Consider the following 19,282-nt stretch of genomic DNA (forward strand, 5'->3'; position numbering starts at 1 on the left):
TCCGTTCTTATATATATCTATAGGGGGATAGCCCATGAGTACAGCATTATTGCAAGAGCTTCATCAAGAGGTCAGAAGGCTATATATTGCCGGCAGTGACCTGGCCGCCGGAGACTTCCGCCTGAAACGGCTGCTTCCGCAGTTTCAGCAGCTTGGAGAGCGGGCCGCTGTCTTTAAACGGCTTGGCGAAGGCATCGCTTCCCTGCTCGAACCCGCAGGAGGGCAGGAGCCTGCCCCGGCCGTGCAGCTGCAGGAGTTGACCCTGCTGCTGGAATCTGTGCTCTATACACAGGGGGTTACCACTCCTGACGGGACTCCAGGAGCTTTGCGGACCCGGAGCTTTGTTCTGGAAACTAAGCTGCCTTACAGAAAGCTGGCCGCAGTGCGGCAGGCCCTAACTACAACCGGGGGCGGCAGACATGAGATTGTTGTTGATGCCTTTAAGGAAGGGATATTTCAGGATTTGCGGTTGCTTCCGCTGGCAATTGCGGCGTTAAGCGATCCTTATTCGGAAATTGCCGATTTTGCCATGACGGAGATTCTCCCTTCTTATGGCCCGGCTATCGCCGATTATTTGCTGGAAAGCTTTAATCCGGCCGGCGGCCGAAGCGAGGTTCGCAAGCTGAAGGTGATCGGCAAGGTAGGCGGGGACGGATTGCTGGGTGAAATCTTCAAAGCCGCTGAAAGCGGCAGTGACGATATCCGGGTAGCGGCGATCGAATGCCTTGGCGGGCATGAAGAGTACACCTCAGATCTGCTTGAGTGGACCACGGATAAGAAAAAGGTGATCCGCGAGGCGGCGTTTGCGGCATTGGCGGCAGGCGGCTCACTGCAGGGCGGGGAGCGGCTGATCGAAGCTTTTACCGCGAAGAAGGACCGGGCGCTGGTGGCGGATGCTTTAGCCAAGTGGCCCTCCGCAGAGCTAGGTGCAAGGCTGTCCACTCTATTTATGGAGGAACTGCGCGAAGCTCCGGTGGAGAATGGGGACAAGAAGAAAACAGGGGCTGTCTGGGATGGAATTCAGCCTTTCCTGACAGCACTCTATGAGGAGCGGAATTCACAGCTTGATGAAATTTATAGCTATGTCATCAAGGAATATCACCGCTTCTCTTCACTTGGCTGGATGCCGCTGATTGATCGTGCGGCGCTGTATAAGGAACAGACTTCGTCCGGGCCGGCGCTTGCGGAGCTGCAGGAGCTGGAGAAGCTGAATTCCCGCTATTTGCCGAATTATTTCCGGGCAGCCCAGCAGCTCTCGACACCTGCGGACCTGTATAAAGAGTTCGGCGGTACGATGATGAACAAGCTGAAATCCAAGATATCCAAGGATGCGGCGCAGCGCGCCCAGATGCTTCTGGAAACCATCGAACGGCAAATTGTGAACGTGGAGAGAGTTGTCTATGAGGCGAGCTGGGAGCTGTCAAGCGAGCGGGAGTATTATGCCCGGGAAATGCTGTCTGCGGAGACCATTGCCGCGAAATGGGACCCGCACTGGCTGGACTGGTTCATTGAACGCAATTCGCTCGATCTGGCAAGCGCCTTTGCCCGTCCCGGTCATGATGGAGTGCGCAGCTATCTGCTGAACAAGCTTCAGGAGCAGGGCAAACGGCGCAGCCATGATGCTATTAATCATATCTTTATGGGACTTGAACGTTCGGGCATGGCAGAGACTGAGCGTCAGGAATTGCTGATTAGTGTCCTGGAGAATGACAAGTCATACAGTCCGTATATGTTCGATTACTACCTGCTTAATCAGATGCTGAGCTTCTCGCCTGACTATATCAGCCGCATAGAAGCGCTGCTTCCGAAATACAGATATGAAAGCCATAGGCAGCTTGAGCACTTGATTATCCATCTGCGGAGTAAAATGTAGCAGGCTAGTTGATGAAGCTCTGATAACTATATAAGAACTTAAAAAAATCATAAAAAAGGTAGGAGTGCGGAGGGGAAGTTTGGATACTTACGGAGCGGTAGCGACCGCCTGAGAGCTTTCCGTAGGAAAGCTGGCCGGATGATTAGGCTGTCTGCGGATTTCAACCGCGAAGAGCGGTATAAATCAAGAAATCTGCAGGCGGGCAGCGGCCGGAAGTCCAAACATTCCCCGCAGTTACGACCAAACCCTAATATGAAAATCTAAAGTACTGCATAAGGAGAGGTGTCCATGTCAACGAAACAAGAGCAGCTTCAAGACTATATGCGGCTGCCGGCAGAGATATTGTATCGTGAAGAGCTGGAAGCGCTGAAGAAGGAGGATACCGGAAAAATCCCCGCAGGCTGGCAGATGTCTCCGCGCGCAGTGCTGACCTTCATTGCTGGAGGCAAGGCGGGCAAAACGGTGATCACGCCGAAATATATCGGCAATACGCGTCTGATTGAGATGGCGGTGGCTACACTGGTCACTGACCGGGCGTTGCTGCTGATCGGCGAGCCGGGGACGGCCAAATCTTGGCTGTCTGAGAATCTGGCCGCGGCGATCTACGGCAACTCCGGGCTGGTTGTGCAGGGAACTGCCGGAACGAGTGAAGAGCATGTGCGCTATTCCTGGAACTATGCGATGCTGCTGGCAAACGGTCCTACCCCGGAAGCGCTGGTCAAAAGCCCGATTATGCGTGCGATGGAGGATGGCGGGATCGCCCGCTTCGAAGAAATCTCCCGCTGCGCCTCGGAGGTGCAGGATGCGCTGATCTCCATTCTGTCGGAGAAGACGATCTCCGTGCCGGAGCTGGGCAAGGAGGCCGGAGCCCGCAAAGGCTTCTCCATTATTGCCACAGCCAATACGCGGGACCGTGGGGTCAACGAAATGTCGGCGGCATTGAAGCGGCGCTTCAACATCATTGTGCTGCCCGCACCATCAGATATTGATACAGAGCTGTCGATTGTGAAGAAGAGAGTCGCGGAAATAGCGTCCTCCTATGAGCTGCAGGCTGCCGTTCCGGCCGACGAAGCGCTGCTTAAGGTGGTTACGATCTTCCGCGAGCTGCGCAGCGGCATGACGCTGGACAAGAAGGAAAAGGTGAAAACACCGACCGGAGTTATCTCTACCGCAGAGGCCATTTCACTCTTGACGAACAGCATGGCGCTTGCGGCCAGCTTCGGTGATGGTGAGCTGACCAACAGCGACCTTGCTGCTGGACTCCAGGGGGCCATTGTCAAGGATGATGACAAGGATAAGCTGGTCTGGAAGGAATACCTTGATAATGTAATGAAGAAAAAAGGAGCGGAATGGCGCGGCCTGTATCAGGCCTGTAAGGAGATGAACGAGTGAAGGCGACTGCTGAAGCCGGGGTACATATTTTCGGGGTGCGGCATTTGTCTCCGGGCGGCGCGAAGCATGTACTGGATTACCTGAATGAGCTTCAGCCGACCGCAGTGCTTATTGAAGGCCCTAGCGATGCGACCGGTGAGATCCGTCATTTGACGCATGAGGTGACGAAACCTCCGGTGGCGATTCTGGCCTTCACTGAGGAATTGCCGGTACGAACCGTCCTGTGGCCTTTTGCCGTCTATTCCCCGGAGTATCAGGGCATGAAATGGGCGAAAGAGAACGGGGCCGAAGCGGCATTTATTGATCTTCCTTCCTCCGTTACCCTAAGTCTGCAGGATGCCATGAGACGGGAAGAAATCTCCGGGAGGGGAACGAAGCCTGAGGCAGTTGAATCCGGTGAACCTGCAAGTGAAGACATTCAGGAACCGGAGTCCATCTACAGCCGGATTGCCCGGCTTGCCGGAGAACATGATTATGATATGTACTGGGAGCGTAATTTCGAGCATAACGCAAATGCCGGAGCGTACCGGGCGGCGATTCTTTCCTTCTCCGCCCAGATGCGGGAGCTGTCGGAAGGCAAGGAGCAGCTGGAGCAGCCGAAGGAGCATGCATATAATGCGCTGCGCGAAGCCTACATGCGGCGGCAGATCCAGAAGACTATTGCCGCCGGACATGATCCGCAGAAGATTGTGGTCATCTGCGGCGCCTATCATGCGGCAGCGCTTGCCGGCTTAACGGAGGCCATGACTGATTCCGAGCTGGCGGGGCTGCCTTCGCGCAGCACCAAGCTGACGCTGATGCCTTACTCGTACTACAAGCTGTCCACGATGTCGGGTTATGGCGCGGGTAACGGAGCGCCGCATTATTTTGAGATGATGTGGGAGACGATGACGGCCGGACGGCCTGAGGAGCTGCCGCATCTCTATCTGTCCACGGTGGCCCGCCATGTGCGCAGCGGCGGTACACACCGCTCCACCGCCGAGGTGATCGAGGCGGTGCGGCTGGCGGAGTCGCTTGCTGCGCTGCACGGCGGGAGTGCGCCTACGCTGCGCGATTTGCGCGATGCCGCGCAGACGCTGCTTGGGCACGGCGAGCTGTCAGCCGTAGCTGATGGACTGGCGAGAGTGGATGTCGGCACAGCCATCGGCAACCTTGCCGACGGCGTCAGCCAGACGCCGATCCAGGATGACCTGGGCCGGCTGCTGAAGCGCTATAAGCTGGAGAAATACAAAACGACTGTAGCCACCGAGCTGTCGCTCGACCTTAGAGAGAATCGCAGAGTTTCCAGCCAGGAGGCGGCCTTTTTGGATTTGCACCGCTCCATTCTGTTCCACCGGCTGGGTCTGCTCGGCATCTCTTTTGCCAAGAACAGGCCCAGCGGCCAGGAAGGAGCCACATGGGCGGAATACTGGATTATCCAGTGGTCTCCCGAGGTGGAGATTCAGGTCGTGGAATCGACCTTGCTCGGCGAGACCGTTGAGGTAGCAGCTGCTTATGTGCTGCGCGAGAAGCTGCAGGAATGCCGCTCCATTGCCGAAGCCTCGGCGCTTATCCGGCTGGCCTGTGAGTGCGGAATGACCGCACAGATGGAGGAGAGCAGCAGGGTGCTGCAGAGTCTCGCAGTTGACAGCCGCGACGTTGTCGGGATTGCGGCAGCCGCCCGCGAGCTGGCAACGATCATCGGCTTCGGCGACATCCGCAAGGTAGACACCGCCCCGCTTGTGCCGCTCATGGAGGAGCTGTTCCGGCGCGGCTGTCTGTTCCTGCTGGATGCCAGCAGCTGTAATGATGAAGCCGCCGGCAAAATGCTTATTGCCATGAATGAGCTGAATGTGATCTCGCTGGAACACAGCGAAACGGTCGATGAAGCATTATGGCTGCAAGAGCTGCTGCATCTCGCGGAGCGGGATGACCGGAATCCGCGTCTGTCTGGCTTTGCCTGTGCGATTCTGATGGAACGCGGCGCCATCTCGGCGGCAGACGTCGCCTCCGAGGTCTCGCGCCGTTTGTCGCCTGGTATTCCCGCCGACCTCGGTGCGGGTTGGTTCGAAGGACTGTCCATGCGTAACCGCTATGGACTGCTGTCCCGGATGAGTCTCTGGGAACAGCTTAATGATTACATCAACGCGCTGGAGGATGAGGAATTCAAGCGGGCGCTGGTGTTCCTGCGCCGGGCATTCAGCACCTTTTCGCCGCGCGAGAAGACGATGATCTCTGAGCTGCTGGGCGAGCTGTGGGGTGTGGATGTGGAGCAGGCGGCTGAGATTCTCACCGGAGAACTGAAGGAGGATGAAGCCAAGATGCTGGACGATTTGAATGATTTTGACTTCGGGGATTTTTAGATGGTGAATGAGAACAAGCAGGAGAGCACAGTTGCCCGTTGGCGGCTCATTCTGGGCCAGGAAGCAGAACAAGCCTTGTCAGGCTATGGCGAAGGTGGCCAGCTTAGCCTGACTGATGAGGAATTGATAATGGATGCGGCGCTTGCCGCCATCTATGATGATACAGACGGTGGCGGCGGGACAGGGTCTTCCTCCGGCAGAGGCAAGGGCGCAGGAACGGGGCATGCCGCCCTGCATCTCTCCAAATGGCTCGGAGATGTGCGCAGCTATTTCCCGGAGGATGTGGTGTCGATCATCCAGAGCGATGCGATGGAGCGGCGGGGCTGGAAGCAGCTTCTTTTTGAGCCGGAGCTGCTGGCTGCTGTGAAGCCCGACATTCAACTGGTTGGCACACTTTTGTCGCTCAAGGGCAAGATCCCGGAGAAAACCAAAGATACGGCAAGGCTGCTCGTCAAGGCGCTGGTTGACGATCTGGTCAAGCTGCTGGAAACAGATATCCGCCGTGCGGTTACAGGGGCGCTGAACAAGCGGCAGCATTCGCCGCTGCCTTCGCTCAGCGGGCTGGATTGGAAGCTGACGATTCAGCGGAACCTGAAGCACTATGATCAGGAGCGGCGGATTTTGATCCCCGAACGGTTTTTTTATTTTGACCGGGCCCGCCGGAGCAAAGAATGGACCGTTATTGTAGATATTGACCAGAGCGGCTCGATGGCAAGCTCCATTATCTGGGCTTCGGTCATCGGCTCCATCTTCGCCAGCATCCCGGCACTGAATACCCGTGTAGTAGTTTTTGATACCGAGGTAGTGGATTTGACGGAGCAGTGTGCCAATGATCCCGTGGATATGCTGTTCGGCATTCAGCTTGGCGGCGGAACGGATATCCACAAATCTGTGAAGTATTGCGAGCAGTTCATTGAAGAGCCGAAGAAGACATTGTTCATTATTGTCTCGGATCTGTATGAGAACGGCAACCAGGCCGGGCTGGTGCGTCGGATGCGTGAGCTGCGCGAGTCTGGCGTCCGCACGATGACGCTGCTGGCTTTGTCGGATGAAGGCAAGCCTTCCTACGACGAGCGTTTGGCTGCGCAGCTTACACGTGACGGCACACCTTGCTTTGCCTGCACTCCGGCTCTGCTGCCCGCACTCGTGGAAGGTGCACTCAAAGGCCAGGATCTTGGCGAATTGGCCAAACGTCTGGGAGCCTCTTAAGTCATTTCTGCCTATGGAAACATATACTTTACAATCACATATTGTGTAAGCTGCATATATCATTTATAATCGGTTATTAAAAAGCACTTATCGACGTGCTGCTTGAAAGGAAATGAATTTCTTATGTCAAGTAAGTTGAGAGCGGGTATTGTCGGCGGTACAGGCATGGTGGGTCAGCGTTTTATTGCACTTCTTGAGAATCATCCTTGGTTTCAAGTGACGGCTATTGCCGCCAGCGCCAAATCGGCTGGGAAAACCTATGAAGAGTCGGTAAATAACAGATGGAAGCTGTCCACACCGATGCCGGAGGCTGTCAAGAGCATCATGGTTCAGGATGCCTCCAAAGTAGAGGAAGTGGCTGCAGATGTAGATCTGATCTTCTGCGCCGTAGATATGAAGAAGGAAGAGATCAAGGCGCTGGAAGAGGCGTATGCACGCACCGGAACGCCGGTCATTTCGAACAACTCCGCACACCGCTGGACACCGGATGTTCCGATGGTAATTCCTGAGATCAATCCGGAGCATCTCAAGGTTATTGCCCAGCAGCGGAAACGTCTGGGAACCGAAACCGGCTTTATCGCCGTGAAGCCTAACTGTTCCATTCAGAGCTACATGCCTACACTGCATGCGCTGCATGATTTCAAGCCTTCGAAGGTTGTCGTTACAACCTACCAGGCGATTTCCGGGGCCGGCAAGACCTTTGCCGATTGGCCGGAGATGATTGATAATGTAATTCCGTTCATTGGCGGCGAGGAAGAGAAGAGCGAGCAGGAGCCGCTGCGGATCTGGGGAAGCGTGACCGACAATGGTATTGTCAAAAGCGAACAGCCAGTCATCACCACCCAATGCATCCGTGTGCCTGTCGCTGACGGACATATGGCTGCGGTGTTTGCATCCTTTGAGCAGAAGCCATCCAAGGAAGAGATTCTTGAACGCTGGAACAGCTACAAGGGCCGTCCTCAGGAGCTGGGGCTGCCAAGCGCACCTAAGCAGTTCATCACTTATTTCGAAGAGGATAACCGACCGCAGACCAAGCTTGACCGTGACATCGAGAACGGGATGGGAATTTCGGCCGGAAGACTCCGTGAAGATTCATTGTACGACTACAAATTCGTCAGCCTGTCTCATAATACGGTACGGGGCGCAGCGGGTGGTGCTGTTCTGATCGCGGAGCTGCTGAAAGCTGAAGGCTATATTCAGCCGAAGTAATCCCAGGACCTTAAATAGTATTTGCATACAAACAGCCTGCCAGAGCTACTCTGATAGGCTGTTTGTGCGTTCACCTGACATCAGTCCTGAGAAATGGTAAGATATAACAAGGCAATTTCAGGTGTCTCTCATTTAGAGAACAGGAAAGCGGGCGTATGCATGCGAATTAACAAATACATCAGTGAAACCGGGCTATACCCGCGCAGAGAAACCGACAGGATGATTTCCGCCGGACGGATTACGATCAATGGCAGGGTATGTGAAAAAGGAGACAATGTGGAGCCTGAGGACATTGTTGCTGTAGACGGTGCTCCCATTACTATTGCCACAAGAGAGCCTGTATATCTGGCGCTTAACAAGCCTATAGGCATTACCTGTACTTCTGCACGCCAGGTGGAGGGGAATATTATTGATTTTGTCGGATATCCTTCCCGAATCTTCGCCGTTGGCAGACTGGATAAACATTCCGAGGGTCTGATCCTTATGACCAATGACGGAAGTATTGTGAACCAAATGATGCGCTCGGAGAACGGGCATGAAAAGGAATACGTCGTTACCGTCGATAAACCCGTGACTGAAGAATTCCTGGAGAAGATGGCCGGAGGCGTGGAGATCCTGGGGACCCGGACCAAACCATGCACGACCTATAAGATAAGCGAAACCCAATTCGGAATTATTCTTACTCAGGGGCTTAATCTGCAAATCCGCCGCATGTGCAAGGAACTGGGCTATCGTGTACTCGGTCTGGAGCGGATGCGCATTATGAATATTACTTTGAACGGACTGGAAAGAGGGCAGTGGAGACACCTGGGGAACGATGAGCTGTCAGAGCTTCTTGACCGTCTAAACGACTGAATCATTGTGGAGGAGACTCAAATGAAGAAATACGTGAGCTTTTTTATTACTCTATTAATAGTTACGGGGTGCTCGTCATCAGGTGCTAAACAGGCAGCAGACCCAACAGAAACTCCCGCGGCAACGGCAACAGCATCACCAACCCAATCAGCGGCTGCATCCGCTCAGCCATCTCTGGCAGCATCGCCCTCACCGGCCAACTCAATTGAGAATAAATATTCCGGCTTTGTCCATAAGGAATCCGCTTCGCTGGACGGACAGACCTATGAGATTTATTACTGGAACAGCGGCGATTTTGACTATACGCAATTTTTGATAACGTACAAGCAGGAGATTCTCTTTGACAGCCAGCAGGCCGGTTTGACCATTGAAGGCGGCTACATCTCGAATAAAGCGAAGAACATTTGGACAGAGTCGCTTATGCAGAACAATCGGCCTACATTTATGTTCAGCCTGGCGGATAACCGTCCAGAGTCTGCCTATATCGTTCTGGAGAAAGTAGACGGGGCTATGAAGGTTACCGTTCATGACAATGTTTTGCTGAAATATGAGGATGTGGATCAGGACGGCAGCCCGGAGCTGCTGGCAAGCCCTTATTCCGGTCAGATGCCGCTGGGACCCGCGTTATTTGCGGCGTATGAGCTCAAGGGTAATCAGTATGTTCCTAACGCCGCAAAAACTCGTCAATATTGGGAGAAGCAACTGCTGCAAGGGGATAAGAATTACAAGGCAGATCCAACCGAAGGCACCCTGGAGGTGCTGCTCGATGCCTATCTCGTGCTGGGCCGGCTGGATGAAGCCAAGGCTCTTTTTCCTGAGTTCTATAAGCTGGCGGGGCAGACCTCCGGAGACGGCGGGTTTGTGGACACTTACTTGAATACTATCAAAACAGGCTCCTTTGATCAGATCAAGGGCTGGATGGATAAGCTGAAACCGCTGAGCAACACGCTGTCCAAGTAAAGCTGTTTCAGCTAATTCAACACCTTTGGCTCAAACTGCTTGTCATATAAATCCTTGTACACGCCATTTTTCTCGAGCAGTGACTGATGTGTGCCTTCCTCGATGATTGATCCGGCCTGAACGACGAGGATTTGATCAGCCGCCATGATCGTGGAGAGCCTGTGGGCGATGACGATGCTGGTTTTGCCCCGCAGCAGGGAATGCATCGCTTGTTGAATATAGTGCTCAGATGCTGTGTCGAGTGAAGATGTGGCCTCGTCCATAATGATGACCGGAGGGTTTTTCAGCAGCACCCTGGCGATGGAGATCCGCTGCTTCTCGCCGCCGGACAGCTTGATTCCCCGGTTGCCCACTACGGTGCTGTAACCATCCGGCAGACCCATAATAAAGTCATGGATGTAGGCGGCCTGGCAGGCGGCAATAATCTCCGGCTCACTGGCCTCGCTGTTTGCGTAGACGAGATTTTCGCGAATGGTTCCATTAAAAAGATAAGTATCCTGCGTCACGAGGCCAATCTGCGAACGCAGCGACTCCAGCGTAAATTCACGAATGCTTCTGCCGCCAATAGTGATGGCTCCCGATTGGATTTCATAGAGGCGCGGAATGAGGTTCGTAATCGTTGTTTTGCCTCCTCCGCTAGGCCCAACCAGTGCAGTCAGTGTTCCGGCGGCAGCGGTGAAGGAGATTCCTTGAACGGCCGGTTTATCCGGCTGGTAGGCGAAATAGACATTCTGAAATTCGATATTTTTGCCTGCTGCGCTGATCGGCATTGCTTGGGGCTCATCGACAATCAGCGGCTCCATGTCAAAATAGTCAAAAATCCGTTCAAAAAGTGCTGTAGAGCGCTTGATATCCACATACAGATTCGTCAGCTGCATCACAGGGCCGTAGAGTCTGCCCAGCAGTGCGACAAAGGCGACAATGGCTCCTATGGACAGTTCGCCTTGAATAAAAAGATAACCGCCATACAGATAAATCAGCATCGGACCAATACTGGTAAAGGTGGACAGCACCATCAGGAACCAGCGGCCGGCCATAGATTCCCGGATTTGCAGCCGCGTCGCTTCAGCATTAATGGTGGTAAAGTTTGCGTACTCCGCTGCTTCCTTGGTGAACAGCTTCATTAGCAGATATCCGCTGATGCTGAGCGTTTCCTGGATGGCCTGATTCTGCTCGGAAATCTTTTCCTGGGTCTGTTTGGCCAGCTTCCAGCGCACATTGCCCATTTTTCGGGTGGGCACCACAAAAAGAGGAACGACAAGCACACCGAGGATCGCCAGCTTCCAGTTCATGAGGAACAATGTCCCGGTAGTGGCGACGAGGATCAGCAGATTGCTGGCAAAGTTAACAACCGTACTGCTGAACACGCCTTGAACCCCTGAAATATCGCTCGTCATGCGCGTGATCACTTCGCCTTGCTGGACTCCCGAGTAGAACTGCAGGGGCATCCTCTGCAAATGGCGGTACATCTGGTTTTTCATATCATGGACAATATTTTGCGAGATAAAAGAATTCAAATAATTCTGCAGCACACCCAGCAGACCGGTTGCGACAGTCGTACCCAGCGAAAGGACAACGAGCAGAATGAGGAGCTGAAGGTTTTTATCAGGCAGCGCCACGTCGATAATTTGCTGGATCAGCAGGGGCGGCAGCAGACCCAATAAAGCGGATACAATTAGTTCAGCCATTACTAGGAGCGTTTGCTTCCAGTACGGTAAGAAATATTTGGATATACGCAGCAGCAGCGCTTTGGACAGATTGGGCTTCACTTCATCATCAGCGAATTTCAATTTGCCGTGGCCGCCGCTGCCGACCGATCCGAAACCTCTTGACACTATAGATCACCAGCTTCTGAATATTAGTTACTTCCTTCTGGATAATACGCCAATATCAGGCTGATGTAAATTAACTAATTGAATGGGAAGGGGGGTACAGCATGAAAATTGAGCCACAGCAATTCACCCGAAACGGATTGAGCTACACCATAAGATCCGCCGTGCCTGCAGATGCGCTGGAGCTTTCAGAGGTCCGGTTGCAGATTGATGGAGAGACAGAGAACCTGGACCGTGTACGCGGTGAGGCTTACATTGATGCAGCCGGTTTTGATCAGCTTATTCAAAGGGATACCGCAAATGACAGGAATCTCTTTCTGGTGGCGGTTGTGAATGACAGAATCGCTGGATTCTCCAGATGTGAAGGCAATAGTTTACAACGGCTAGCACATAAAGTGGAGTTTGGAATAGGAGTGCTGCAGGAATATTGGGGATACGGCATCGGGAATAACCTTTTGCAAACCTCGATTGCCTGGGCCGAATCCAGCGGCATCCGCAAAATGTCCTTGTATGTTCTGGAGACCAACAGCAGCGCCATTAACCTCTACCGCAAGCTGGGATTCGAAGTTGAAGGCGTGCTGCAAAAAGACAAGCTTCTGTCTGACGGCAACTACTACAACACGGTTGTGATGGGAAGATGGAGGGACTAGCGCCTAATTTAAAAGAAAACAAAAAGCACAGCGCCGCATTTCAGGCTGCTGTGCTTTTTGTTTAATCCGGGCCAAGCGGTGGACCCGCAGGCTGATGCTAAATCTGCTACGGCTGAATCGCCCGCAGGAATTCCCGCGTTGCCCTGCTGATATCCTCCGCACCGGCAATTGCTGAGATCACGGAAACACCATCTGCGCCAGCCTTGATCACCGGGGGGGTATTCGCTGCCGTTATCCCGCCGATGCCAACGAGGGGAATAGTGAGCCCGCTCTGCCGAAGCTCCTCAATTACAGCAGTTCCCTGAACGGGTTCGGCGTCATCCTTGGAGCTGGTCGGATAGACCGGGCCGACTCCCAGGTAGTCCGCTCCGTCAGCGATTGCCTGCCGCGCTTCGTCCAGGGTATGGGCAGAGACGCCGACGATTTTGTGCGCTCCGAGACGCTGGCGGATCGAGCGGGCCGGCGCATCGCTCTGGCCGACATGTACGCCGTCCGCATCAAGGGCAACTGCCAGCTCGATATCATCGTTCACGATAAAAGGGACACGGTGCTCCCGGCAGCTCATCTGAAGCTGCTTCGCCAGCTCGAAGTATGCCTGTCCGGTCAGCGCGCCTTGGCCCTTTTCGCGAAACTGGAACATGGTTATTCCGCCTTCAATGGCCGCCGCAAGAGTATCGAGTGGTGATCTCCGGCAATTTACACTGCCCATAATGAAATACAGCTTCAGCATTCCCCGCATATGTTCACTGTTGATCCGGTTCATTGCCGCACCCCCCGGAGTCTGTTCTGATAAGCAAAATGATTCGTTGGCCCATGTCCCGCTCCAAGGTTCAAGCTGTCTTCGATCGCCGCCTGGATAAAAGCTTTAGCTGTGCGGGTCGCCTCCACGATCCCCTGACCCTTAGCGAATGCGGCAGCAACCGCTGCCGAATAGGTGCAGCCCGTTCCATGCGTATGCCGGGTATGAATGCGCGGGCTCTCCATATAGGCGAATTCCTGCCCGTCATAGAGCAGGTCCGTCACCAGGGCTGTTTCTTCATCGTGACCGCCTTTGAGCACCACGTATTGCGGTCCCATCGCATGAATGAGCTTGGCGGCCGCTTCACGATCGGCCATAGAGGTGATTGTCATCCCGGTGAGAACTTCCGCTTCAGGAATATTCGGCGTGATGACTAAGGCTAGCGGCAGCAGCGTGGTAATCAGCGCATGTACGGCTTCCTGCTGGAGCAGGGGGGAGCCGCCCTTGGCAATCATCACCGGATCGACAACAAGCCTGGTCCAGCCGTATTGACGGACCTTGTCGGCCACCACGCGAATTAACCTGGTGCTAAACAGCATTCCGGTTTTGACCGCATCCGGCGCCAGATCGCTTCCAACCGAATCAAGCTGTGCAGCAACAGCCTCCACTTCAAGAGGGTACACGCCTTGTACACCTAGCGTGTTCTGCGCTGTTACCGCCGTAAGTGCGGACATGCCGTATACTCCAAGCTCCTGAAAGGTTTTGAGATCGGCTTGAATGCCAGCACCGCCGCCGCTGTCGGAACCGGCGACAGTTAATGCCTTGAATACTTTTGACATCATAAATTCTCCTTTGATAGCCTGCCGTTATTGTTCAAGCCGCTGCACACGGGAGCGTTCGGAGTATACTTCCGGAGTAACAAGCGCCAGTTGATTTAAGAATTCGGGCTGGAAGCTGCCCGGACCCTGCCCGTTCGTCCGCTCGGCGGCAATCTCAGCCGCAACGCCGTAGAAGGAGAGAGCTTCCGCCGCCGCCTCCAGCAAGGCTCCGCCGCTGGCCGCCAGAAAAGCGCCCACAACCGCACTGAGCAGGCAGCCTGTACCGGTAACCTTGGTCAGAATGGGATGGCCGTTGCTGACTATATAGGTGCTGCTGCCATCCGTGATGACATCCTCTTTGCCGGTGATGATCACGACACAATTCAGCTTCCGGGCAGCTTTTACCGCGAGTGCCACCACATCGCCGTCTCCAGCTCCGGCATCCACGCCTTTAATGCTCCAGCTTTCCCCGACCACATGGGCCACCTCGGCAACGTTGCCGCGCAGCGCGGTAATCTGCATACCGTTCACCAGCCTTTGCGTAACCTCTGTACGGTAAGCTGTGGCTCCGGCACCCACCGGATCAAGTACCACCGGCACCTGATGGCGGTTAGCGGCTTGTCCGGCCAGGAGCATAGAACTGATGGCATAGTCGTTCAGTGTACCGATGTTGAGCACAACAGCCCCCGACATAGCCGCTATGTCTGCTACTTCTTCATGTGCATCGGCCATAAAAGGCGAAGCGCCCAAGGCCAATAGCCCGTTCGCGCTGAAGTTCGCGACCACGATATTCGTAATGTTATGCACCAGCGGATTGCTTTCCCGTACTTTGGATAAAAATGACATTATTTATCACTCCTAAAATTTGGTTTAGCACTATACCCTACAAATTAATAAAAGCCTCCTGGCTGTTAACCTCTCCGCTCAGCAGCCCGTTGTCACTTAGCCACTTCTGCACCTTGTCCCAGGACGCAGGGTCCTGATAGCCAAACGGCTGATCGCCCGCATCCATCAGCGGCAGCAGAATTTGCAGACTTTTAGTTTCAATGTCCTTGTCGAGCGGAGCTGTGGCATCCTCATGCGCGATCAGGAGGTCCAGCGCCTGCTGCGGCTGCTCCTCCACAAACTTCTGTCCCTTGCGTACCGCATTAATGAACTTCTGGATCTCGGCCTTTGAGTTCTGCAGAGCCTGCTCGCTGGCGACAAGAACCAGCTCATAATAGTCGGGTACGCCGTAATCCGTCGGATCAAGTGAGGTTACGGGATGGCCTTCCTTCTCCAGGATGAGCTGCTCATGGTTAATGAAACCGCCGATAATCCCGTCCACCCGTCCGGTGGAAATGGCGGGAATCAGGTCAAAGCCCACGTCAATCAGATTGACGGCGCCAGGATTGCCTCCATCGGTCTTGACCATAGTTTTCAGCATCGCTTCATAGAGCGGGACGGAGGAATAACCGGCAGCTTTGCCCGCCAGATCTTTGGGACTCTTGATGCCGCTGTCAGCCGGAACCATAAGGTGATTCAGCGGATGCCTTACGATGGCTGCAACAGATTTGACCGGAATCTGCTCTCCCCGGGCCATCAGCACCTGCGGCTGGTAGCTCAGTGCCAGATCAACTTTCCCTCCGGCCACCAGCTTCAGAGCGTCATTGCTGTCAGCAGGCATCTGGATATCCACGTCCAGACCTTCTTCGGCGAAATAGCCATTTTGCTGTGCGGCGTAGAGGAAGGAGTGGACAGCGTTCGGATACCAGTCAAGCATTATGGTGAGCTTGTGGCGCGGCGCGCCTTCTTTGGCCGGAGCAGAACTGGAAGGGGCAGCATTGTTGGATGGTCCACAGCCGCTGGCAGCAACTCCAAGACACAGCAGCAATAAGAGGGGAGCTATGGACAGCTTCCTTTTCCTTACAGAATTTACGTAGCGGATGATTTTCACCGATAAATACCTCTTTTCTTCAAAATGATCCTTTCAAGCAAGGTTATGCTTAGAAACAAAGCGACACCAAGCGCGGACAGCAGGACAACGGCGGCGAACATTTCTGCGCTTTGCAGATTTCCGGCCATCCGGCGGCTGAAATAACCGAGTCCCTTGCTGCCGCCCAGCCATTCGCCGATGGTTGCCCCTATCACACAGTAGACAATGGAGAGCTTGAGTCCAGAGAAAAAAGAAGGCAGCGCCGGCGGAATCTGCGTCTTCCGCAGGATCTGCCAGCGGTTCGCGCCAAGGGTCAGCAGCAGCTCCCGGTATATCGCCCCGCTTTTATGCAGACCGTCATAGGTCCCCACCACCACCGGGAAAAAGGCCGTCAGGAACACCACCGCAACCTTGCTCCACAGCGTATAGCCGAACCACATAATAAAAATGGGCGACAGTGCAATCAGCGGAACCGTCTGGCTGATAACGAGCAGGGGATACAGCGCCTTTTCCAGCGGAGTGAACATGTGCATTCCGGTCCCAAGCAGCAAGCCACAGAACACTGACAGGCCAAACCCAAGCAGTACCTCCTCCAGTGTCGCGGGCAAATGCACTCCGAACAGCAGCCCTCTTTGCCGGACAAGCGCCATGAAGATTGCGGAAGGAGCAGGGAGGATGAACGAGGGGATCAGCCCCAGGCGCGATACGATCTCCCAGACGATAAGAGTAAGCACTGCCAGCATAGCAAAAGGCCCGTAATTCCTAAGTGCTTTTCTACAAAATGCGGCTCTCATATAGCCTCCGCTCCAAATCCTCCCGCAGGGCGACAAACTGCGGTTCATAGTTCATTTTGTAATGTCGTGGGCGCGGCAGCTCTACAGACAGCTCCTGCAAGCCGCCGTCTGCGCCGCCGGACATCAGATAGATCCGGTCGCTGAGCAGCAAGGCCTCCTCCAGATCATGGGTGATGAACAGCACCGTCTTCTCAAGACCGCTCCACAGCGAGAGCAGCCAGCGGTGCAGCTCGCGTTTCGTAATCGCATCCAGCGCCCCGAACGGCTCATCCAGCAGCATCAGCTCATTCCCGGCGGCAAGAGTGCGCAGCAGGGCAACCCTTTGCCGCATCCCGCCGGACAGTTCTGCGGGATAGGCTGTCTCCGTTCCCGCCAGGCCGAAGAGGGACAGCATTTCGCGGATCTGCACAGCGGCCTCGGCCTTGCTGCCAATCTGCTTCAGCTCCCAAGGCAGCAGGCAGTTGTCCAGCACAGTCCGCCAGGGCAGCAGCAGGTCCTGCTGCGGCATATAGGCAACCTGTCCTAAGCGTGAGGAAGGATCTTGAGAGGGGTGCCCGTGAATTCTGATCTCACCGCCGGAGTGGGGCAGAAGTCCGGCAATAATCTTGAAGAGCGTGCTTTTGCCGCAGCCGCTGGCCCCGACAATGGAGATGAATTCGCCCTGGTTGACGTTCATGGATAGCCCGGAGAATACCGGTGCTCCGAATGATGCATCAAAAGAATAGGACAGGTTAGTAATAGAGATCATATTCGTATGTAAGCAAGCCTCCTTTGTATGTAGCGATACTTAATGGACACAATAAAGACCCATCCGTCTCTGGAGGAGACAAATGGGTCTGAAAGGTTCAGGCAGACAGCATGAAGCGGTACCGCTGAGCAATTCTGTTCCACTTCCCTCCGCTGGTATGATCCAGATCAGGTTCCAAGGGTCCGAAGCTTAAGGCTTCGTCTCAGTCGGCAGACTCCCCTAGTGAAATAACAGGTCGATATTGAATTCACAATTGCTAATTAATATATCATATTCAGGCTTGATGTCAACGGAGGAGCAGAGTGAGCGGGTTGTTTTTGGGGATGCTAATCCCGAAGATTTTTCAGATGAGAGGGGACATAGATCATGAAAAAAATAAGCCTGACCATCCTGCTGCTGCTTTCGGTGATACTGGCGGCGGCCTGCGGCAAAAATAGCGGCAACAATGCGGCGGTGCAGTCTGCATCTCCAAGCGAAGGTGTAGCAACAGCTGCCCCGGCAGCGCAGAACAGCCTGGAGGCCATAAAAGCGAGCGGCAAGCTGCGCATCGGAACCGAAGGCACGTATGCACCCTTCACCTTCCATGATGCCACCGGCAAGCTGACGGGATTTGACGTGGAAATCGCCGAGGAGGTAGCCAAACGGATAGGGGTTCAGCCGGAGTTTTTTGAGACGCAGTGGGATGGACTTTTTGCCGGCATGGATGCCAAACGGTTTGATGTGATCTTTAATGAAGTGTCGATTACGGATGAACGCAAGGTGAAATATGCTTTTTCCGATCCATACATTGTCTCCAAGGCAGTGCTGATCGTAAGTGACAAGAATGAAGACATCAAAACCTTTGCAGACCTGAAAGGCAAAAAAGCCGGCCAGTCACTAACCAGCAATCTATCCGCTATCGCCCGTGAGAACGGTGCTGAGATTGTCGCCATTGAGGGCTTCAACCAAGCTATTGACCTGCTGACCTCGGGCCGGATTGATGCAACTGTGAACGATGGTCTGTCCTATCTGGATCTGAAAAAGCAGAGACCGGATGTGAAAATTAAAGTTGTCGATGAAATCGCTGCAGGCTCACATAGTGCGGCTACCTTCCTGAAAGGCAATGAGGAGCTGGTGAAGGCGGTGAACGAAGCGCTGTCAGCCATGAAAAGTGATGGAACGTACCTGAAAATTTCCGAGAAATATTTCGGTGCTGATGTATCCAAATAATAACCGGTGTGTTCGGAGTGTTGGTTCCTGAACCCCTGAGAAGGAGGTCTGATCCGTGGATGACCGCAAAATACAAATTTTCCTTGATTCCTTGTTGCCCCTGCTGAAAGCCGGGGTGGCTTTTACCATTCCGCTGGCTGTGGTCTCCTTCATACTGGGATTGCTGCTTGCCGTGTGTACCGCACTCATCCGGCTTTCGCCGTGGACGCTACCGAAGCTGATTGCGCGATTCTATGTTTGGATCATCCGCGGAACACCGCTGCTGGTTCAGCTATTCATCATTTTCTATGGATTGCCGGCTATGGGGATCATCCTCGATCCGTTTACTGCCGCTACGATTGGCTTCACACTCAGTGTAGGTGCTTATTCCTCCGAGATTGTGCGGGCTGCGGTGCTATCCATTCCTGAAGGTCAGTGGGAAGCGGCATTTTCAGTCGGAATGACCCGCAGGCAAGCGCTTCGGCGGATCATTCTGCCGCAGGCAGCGCGTGTTTCGGTTCCGCCTTTATCCAATTCCTTTATCAGTCTGGTCAAGGATACCTCGCTTGCCGCCACGATTACTTACGTGGAAATTTTCAAAACCGCACAGCAAATAACAGCGACCACTTATGAGCCGATGCTCCTATACACCGAGGCTGCGTTGTTCTATCTGCTGTTCTGTTCCGTACTGTCGGTGCTGCAAAGCTACCTGGAGAAACGGCTTGACCGCTACTCGGCAAGATAAGGAGGAATATCCC

The 19,282-nt window shown here is 54.2% G+C and carries 17 protein-coding genes and 1 riboswitch; of the genes, 10 read left to right on the plus strand and 7 right to left on the minus strand.

Translation table 11 applies throughout. From position 1 onward, the window contains the following. The first annotated feature begins 34 nt into the window (after window positions 1–34). The 7 genes from AC0LWN_RS00530 to AC0LWN_RS00560 all read left to right on the plus strand — a co-directional run bounded on the left by AC0LWN_RS00530 (window position 35) and on the right by AC0LWN_RS00560 (window position 9,840). Window positions 35–1,873, plus strand: a complete 1,839-nt coding sequence (locus tag AC0LWN_RS00530; RefSeq protein ID WP_474662713.1) for a HEAT repeat domain-containing protein — start codon at window positions 35–37, stop codon at window positions 1,871–1,873. A 288-nt stretch (window positions 1,874–2,161) separates the two neighbouring features. Continuing rightward, complete coding sequence (locus AC0LWN_RS00535) at window positions 2,162–3,265, plus strand: AAA family ATPase (protein ID WP_474662714.1); 1,104 nt, start codon at window positions 2,162–2,164, stop codon at window positions 3,263–3,265. Next, window positions 3,262–5,607 carry a DUF5682 family protein gene (locus AC0LWN_RS00540; RefSeq protein ID WP_474662715.1) on the plus strand — a complete coding sequence of 782 codons (2,346 nt, stop codon included), beginning with the start codon at window positions 3,262–3,264 and terminating at the stop codon, window positions 5,605–5,607. Before AC0LWN_RS00535 ends, AC0LWN_RS00540 begins: the two co-directional genes overlap by 4 nt. Beyond that, window positions 5,608–6,816, plus strand: coding sequence for a VWA domain-containing protein (locus AC0LWN_RS00545; protein WP_474662716.1), 1,209 nt, complete (start codon window positions 5,608–5,610; stop codon window positions 6,814–6,816). Window positions 6,817–6,939: 123 nt separating this feature from the next. Next, a complete protein-coding gene (gene asd, locus AC0LWN_RS00550) occupies window positions 6,940–8,025 on the plus strand; it encodes an aspartate-semialdehyde dehydrogenase (protein WP_474662717.1) in 1,086 nt (361 codons plus the stop codon). Between the two features lie 159 nt (window positions 8,026–8,184). Further along, window positions 8,185–8,880 carry a pseudouridine synthase gene (locus AC0LWN_RS00555; RefSeq protein WP_474662718.1) on the plus strand — a complete coding sequence of 232 codons (696 nt, stop codon included), beginning with the start codon at window positions 8,185–8,187 and terminating at the stop codon, window positions 8,878–8,880. A gap of 21 nt (window positions 8,881–8,901) precedes the next feature. Further along, window positions 8,902–9,840: a hypothetical protein gene (locus AC0LWN_RS00560; RefSeq protein ID WP_474662719.1), complete on the plus strand. Its 939-nt coding sequence runs from the start codon at window positions 8,902–8,904 to the stop codon at window positions 9,838–9,840. Window positions 9,841–9,851: 11 nt separating this feature from the next. Here the strand turns inward: AC0LWN_RS00560 and AC0LWN_RS00565 are convergent, their stop codons facing one another. Beyond that, window positions 9,852–11,675, minus strand: coding sequence for an ABC transporter ATP-binding protein (locus tag AC0LWN_RS00565; protein WP_474662720.1), 1,824 nt, complete (start codon window positions 11,673–11,675; stop codon window positions 9,852–9,854). 101 nt (window positions 11,676–11,776) lie between these two features. Between AC0LWN_RS00565 and AC0LWN_RS00570 the strand changes: the two genes are divergently transcribed. Then, on the plus strand, window positions 11,777–12,322 hold the full coding sequence (locus tag AC0LWN_RS00570; RefSeq protein ID WP_474662721.1) for a GNAT family N-acetyltransferase: 546 nt from the start codon (window positions 11,777–11,779) through the stop codon (window positions 12,320–12,322). A gap of 106 nt (window positions 12,323–12,428) precedes the next feature. Here AC0LWN_RS00570 and thiE read toward each other — a convergent pair whose 3' ends face one another. The 6 genes from thiE to AC0LWN_RS00600 are packed head-to-tail and all read right to left on the minus strand — an operon-like array spanning window position 12,429 to window position 17,336. Further along, complete coding sequence (thiE, locus tag AC0LWN_RS00575; protein ID WP_474662722.1) at window positions 12,429–13,085, minus strand: thiamine phosphate synthase; 657 nt, start codon at window positions 13,083–13,085, stop codon at window positions 12,429–12,431. Next, complete coding sequence (gene thiD, locus AC0LWN_RS00580) at window positions 13,082–13,900, minus strand: bifunctional hydroxymethylpyrimidine kinase/phosphomethylpyrimidine kinase (RefSeq protein ID WP_474663539.1); 819 nt, start codon at window positions 13,898–13,900, stop codon at window positions 13,082–13,084. Before thiD ends, thiE begins: the two co-directional genes overlap by 4 nt. A 27-nt stretch (window positions 13,901–13,927) precedes the next feature. Continuing rightward, entirely contained in the window at window positions 13,928–14,725 is a 798-nt protein-coding gene (gene thiM, locus AC0LWN_RS00585; protein WP_474662723.1) for a hydroxyethylthiazole kinase, read from the minus strand. A gap of 37 nt (window positions 14,726–14,762) precedes the next feature. Next, a complete protein-coding gene (locus tag AC0LWN_RS00590; RefSeq protein ID WP_474662724.1) occupies window positions 14,763–15,815 on the minus strand; it encodes an ABC transporter substrate-binding protein in 1,053 nt (350 codons plus the stop codon). Then, window positions 15,812–16,588 (minus strand): ABC transporter permease, encoded by a 777-nt coding sequence (locus AC0LWN_RS00595; protein ID WP_474662725.1) that lies wholly within the window; start codon window positions 16,586–16,588, stop codon window positions 15,812–15,814. Before AC0LWN_RS00595 ends, AC0LWN_RS00590 begins: the two co-directional genes overlap by 4 nt. Next, on the minus strand, window positions 16,569–17,336 hold the full coding sequence (locus tag AC0LWN_RS00600) for an ABC transporter ATP-binding protein (protein ID WP_474662726.1): 768 nt from the start codon (window positions 17,334–17,336) through the stop codon (window positions 16,569–16,571). Before AC0LWN_RS00600 ends, AC0LWN_RS00595 begins: the two co-directional genes overlap by 20 nt. A 127-nt stretch (window positions 17,337–17,463) precedes the next feature. Next, window positions 17,464–17,567, minus strand: a riboswitch (TPP riboswitch). A 135-nt stretch (window positions 17,568–17,702) separates the two neighbouring features. Between AC0LWN_RS00600 and AC0LWN_RS00605 the strand changes: the two genes are divergently transcribed. Continuing rightward, window positions 17,703–18,545: an amino acid ABC transporter substrate-binding protein gene (locus AC0LWN_RS00605; protein WP_474662727.1), complete on the plus strand. Its 843-nt coding sequence runs from the start codon at window positions 17,703–17,705 to the stop codon at window positions 18,543–18,545. Window positions 18,546–18,600: 55 nt separating this feature from the next. Further along, window positions 18,601–19,269: an amino acid ABC transporter permease gene (locus AC0LWN_RS00610; RefSeq protein ID WP_474662728.1), complete on the plus strand. Its 669-nt coding sequence runs from the start codon at window positions 18,601–18,603 to the stop codon at window positions 19,267–19,269. Window positions 19,270–19,282: the final 13 nt, after the last annotated feature.

The sequence above is a fragment of the Paenibacillus sp. sgz302115 genome (assembly GCF_056120445.1).